The sequence below is a fragment of the Tardiphaga sp. genome (assembly GCF_028290495.1).
Taxonomy (GTDB): Bacteria; Pseudomonadota; Alphaproteobacteria; order Rhizobiales; family Xanthobacteraceae; genus Tardiphaga.
This window is the reverse complement of sequence record NZ_JAQGJT010000202.1, coordinates 1-3,811: the sequence shown is the minus strand read 5'-3', so window position 1 is coordinate 3,811 and position 3,811 is coordinate 1. Positions and strand designations below refer to the sequence as shown.

The window sequence follows — 3,811 nt, the reverse complement described above, 5'->3', positions numbered from 1 at the left end:
AACATTAGCTGCCCGCCATCGATTGTTGAAGTCGGACTGTTCGATTAGTGAATCTGTGTAGCGCCCGGACTCCAGTGCACCCCAATAGCAACGCTCAAGCCACTGAGCGAAGTTATCGCCCTTGACGTGATCGATCGTCATGGCGAGGGCAACCAGCGCCACTGCGAGCACCACACCCCACCCGGTCAAACTGAGCCCGGCGACGATGGTCGCTCCGTTCTCAACGGCCAACGAGGCCCAAAATGCAACGCCAGCAGTTGTGATCCCTACCGCACCCGACCCCAGTTGTAGAGTCATTAATCCCCATTTTTCAGTTAGCCGACTCTCGTTAGCATCCACAAGATCAATCGCCGCCACCACGCCCGACACCGCTGCCGTCACCGCCCCCGCAACGCGCAACGCAAATCCTGCACGTTGAGCCAGTTCTTTACCCGCCAACTGCTCGGCCATCCCGGTCGCGTAAAGATTGCGCCACGTGCCATAGGCTTTCACCACATTGCCCAATCCCGTTCCCATCGCGCCCACGTAAAGCGCGCCTCCCATCGTGACTCGAACGTCCTGCTCCCACGTCTTCTGGAACGTCAGCGCCTTCGCCTCATCGCGCAACATCTGGTTGTAGCCCGCGCACTTGTACGCCACATCGATAGCCGTCAGTATTCCTTCCGACACCGCACCGAACATCGGTAAGCGCCGCTGGATCTTCAGCGCCCCGTATTCCTGCATCGTCTTGGCCGTGGTGACGCGCTCTACCAGCCAGGCTACCTTTTTGGTCGGATCTGGAATGTTGGCCAGTTCCTTGTGCATGTCGTCGATGATGAACACCGCCATTTTCGTGTTCATCGTCTTGAGGCCCGCAGCCTGAAACGAAGCAATATTGCCGCCCGCGAAACTCCCCACCACCTGGCGTTTGGCGTATGTAGTCAACTGCTCGATCTGAGCCGCCGAGAGCGGCTTGCCGCTTTGCTCAGCGACCGCGGCCAGGTTGCTCACAAAGGTGTTCGACAAGAACTCGATCGTCTCTCGCACCGGACCTTTAACCTTTATCACGCCCGCGGGCGTTCTCAACGTCACGCCAACAATCGCCATCCAGCGTGCCAGCGTGGTTTCTGCCGCGTGGTCATTGAATTCACGTAACGCCGTGGCAATTGGTGCGGCGATCTGAGTCAACATTGCGGCTACCGAGTCTGGCAGCAGCTTTGCGTTCGTCTCCTGCTTCGCCTTGCTGGCGCTCGCCTGGGCCGCCTTCATGCGCGACTCCGCCGCGTCTGCCTGACGTTGCAGCGGGTTGTTCGTGAACATCGCTGCGCCCGGCGCTATCGATTCGGCACGGCTTATGTCGCTGATCGCGTCATCGAAGTCCGTCTTCGCTTGTGAGGCCGCTTTCTGCGCCGCCTGCGCATTCAACGGTGCGTTCAGCGCGGGCTTGAGCAGAACCTGAACGTGCTTCGTGTACTGATCCATCAGTGTCAGCCACGGCACGCTCGACTGATCAAGGGGCGCGGCTGCCATCGCTGTGATGAGTTCGTCCTGACGCAGCACCAGCGCGCGCAGCAACAGGTTCGTCTTCTCGCTGATATCGCCCTTGAGCCAGTGCAAATAAACATCGGCACACCCAGGAATCTGCTGCGTTGCGGCCATGCAGCGCTGCAAGGTTTCTGCAAAGACGTCGCCACTGAGCGCATCCTTGCCGTCGTGCGTGCAATCAAGCTTGTTGGCGAGCAGATTGCTTTGCATCCATGCAGCGTGCGCCCGCGCCAGCGCTTCGATGTGCTCCTTTTGCAACTGGTCCGACGCCGCCCGGAACTCGTTGGCCCACGTCGTGTAAGGCGTTGGCTTGAGCCGCGCCAGGTAGTCTTTCCACGACTCGTCCTGAGCTGCCTGGATGCGCGCGGGCGAGGGATCTCTCATCACCCCGTCAAGTTGCTGCTGTCGGGCGAGGTCCGCCGGGTCGGGCGTTTTGGGAGCGTCGGGCTTGCGTTGTTCGCGCGCGACCTCGTAGCTCAGTTTCATGTAGTCCGCGAGCGCGGCGGCATCTGCAAACGCCTGCATCTTGACCTTCTCGTCATTCGATGCGTGCAGGGTCTTGATCGAGCTGTCCAGCGCAAGCAGGTTCCGATACGTCGTCGCGTAGTTGCCGTAACCGGCACCGTACTTGTCCTTGGCGACGCGCGTGTCGAGCAGGCGCTCCTTGTGCCAGTTAATTAACGCGGCAAGATCCTGAGCGACGCCCGCCGGATCGTCCAACGCCACGATCGCACCCACCAGTTGCGGGCTGCGTCGACTGCATGACGATTGCACGCCCTCGGCCTTGCCCGCGTGTAGCCGGTAGTTCGGTGCGGATAGGGAAGTGAATGCGGGTCCGTGAGCCGGTTTGCTTGGCGCGTATTCGCCCACCGTGTTTGCCAGTTCGCTCATCGGTACGGCGTGCAGCGTGCTTCCTCGTCCCGAAGCCGCTGCATTGCCTGCTGATGTTCGATGCGTCTTTGCCCACGCGCCTGCGTCGAACTCGCGCATGTGGAGTTGGCGCAATGGCTTGCCTTTCGCGCCCTTGTGCGCGTCAATCACAGTCTTTGTCCACTGCACGTCCGAATAGCCCAGCCACACCACGCCTGCATTCTCCGCATCTGAAATCGCGATGCAGCCCGCCAGTTCACGGTGACCTTCAAAGGAACAAGGGATGACCGATTTTGCTTGCGCCGACACACCGGCCTCGACGGGAAAGCGCATGTAGTATCCGTCCGCGGTGATCCAGTAAGCGTCCATCCGGTCGCGCTTCTCGTCGTACGCGTACAGGTAGCCGCTGCGCAGCAAACGCGCTGTGTATTGCGCACTGCCGTGCAACGTCACGTCCTGCTTCTTGCCCTTGCCAACGCTCTGGGCCACGTCCTCAACTTTTAGCGGGGCGCTGATTGACGGCAAGCCCATCGTGAGTGGTGCAATCGCATAACGCGCCGGCATCAAGAGCAAGCCCACCTTGTCGCAGAAGGCGCATTTCGGTTCTGGTCCTACAGCCATAAAACTTGTCCCCGAGGATCAATGTGTTTTTGGATCTCTTCCATACGACGCTCGGATTACGATCGATGGTATGCTGCGAAAGTGCAGCGTATTCCCCATTCGTTAGCCGAGTCGCGTCCAGCAAAGCAATCCACAAGGTGAGGGTGATCCCGGAACGCCGAACCACAACGCGCGATAAGTTCGGCGTACTGCAATCGGCCGTCTTGCGGGGTGCGTTTGGATGGCGTGCGTTGCAGCAACATACGAAACGCACATCCAAACTATTTCGATATGCAAACAAACGTGTGGATAGTCGTTGAACTTGTGAGGGAAGGAAAGGTTTTTGCAGCAGAAATCCATGAAATAGGATTTGTCTCAAACAGACTAGATCCGGTGGGTGAGCGTCCAAGAGCGAAGGCTGATGTAGAAAGACCGGACCCATTGCCCGCAGCACGGAAATTTCGGGTTCGGCAACACGAACGTTTCGATAGATCGCGACATCACAGGTGCGACCACCCGCCGGGACGATTAGTCGAAAGCGTGCTTGATACAACGCTCACGGCAACAGTGCGTGATCAAAGAAAAAAGCGATTCCAGCACAAGCTGGAATGACTTTTTCGTCTCAGTATTCCCAACGCATCCTGCCCGATCTGGGGAGCAAGAATCAGTATCGAAGCGTCGTGTGGAAACGGAGTCATATCGTCCGAGCTTCCGGTAACGTTCGGCCACGCCGGTGAGGGATTTGGATTTTTCTGATCTGGATTCCGACGGTGCGGAGTGTCTAGTCGCGTTGCTCGGGCGGCAGGTGCACCCTCGC

The 3,811-nt window shown here is 58.9% G+C and carries 1 protein-coding gene; it reads right to left on the bottom strand.

The window, feature by feature from the left end; translation table 11 throughout:
- Positions 1–3,015: T6SS effector BTH_I2691 family protein (locus JWQ24_RS27960; protein WP_299815697.1), on the bottom strand; the 3,015-nt coding region annotated here is incomplete at its 3' end.
- Between the last annotated feature and the right edge of the window lie 796 nt (positions 3,016–3,811).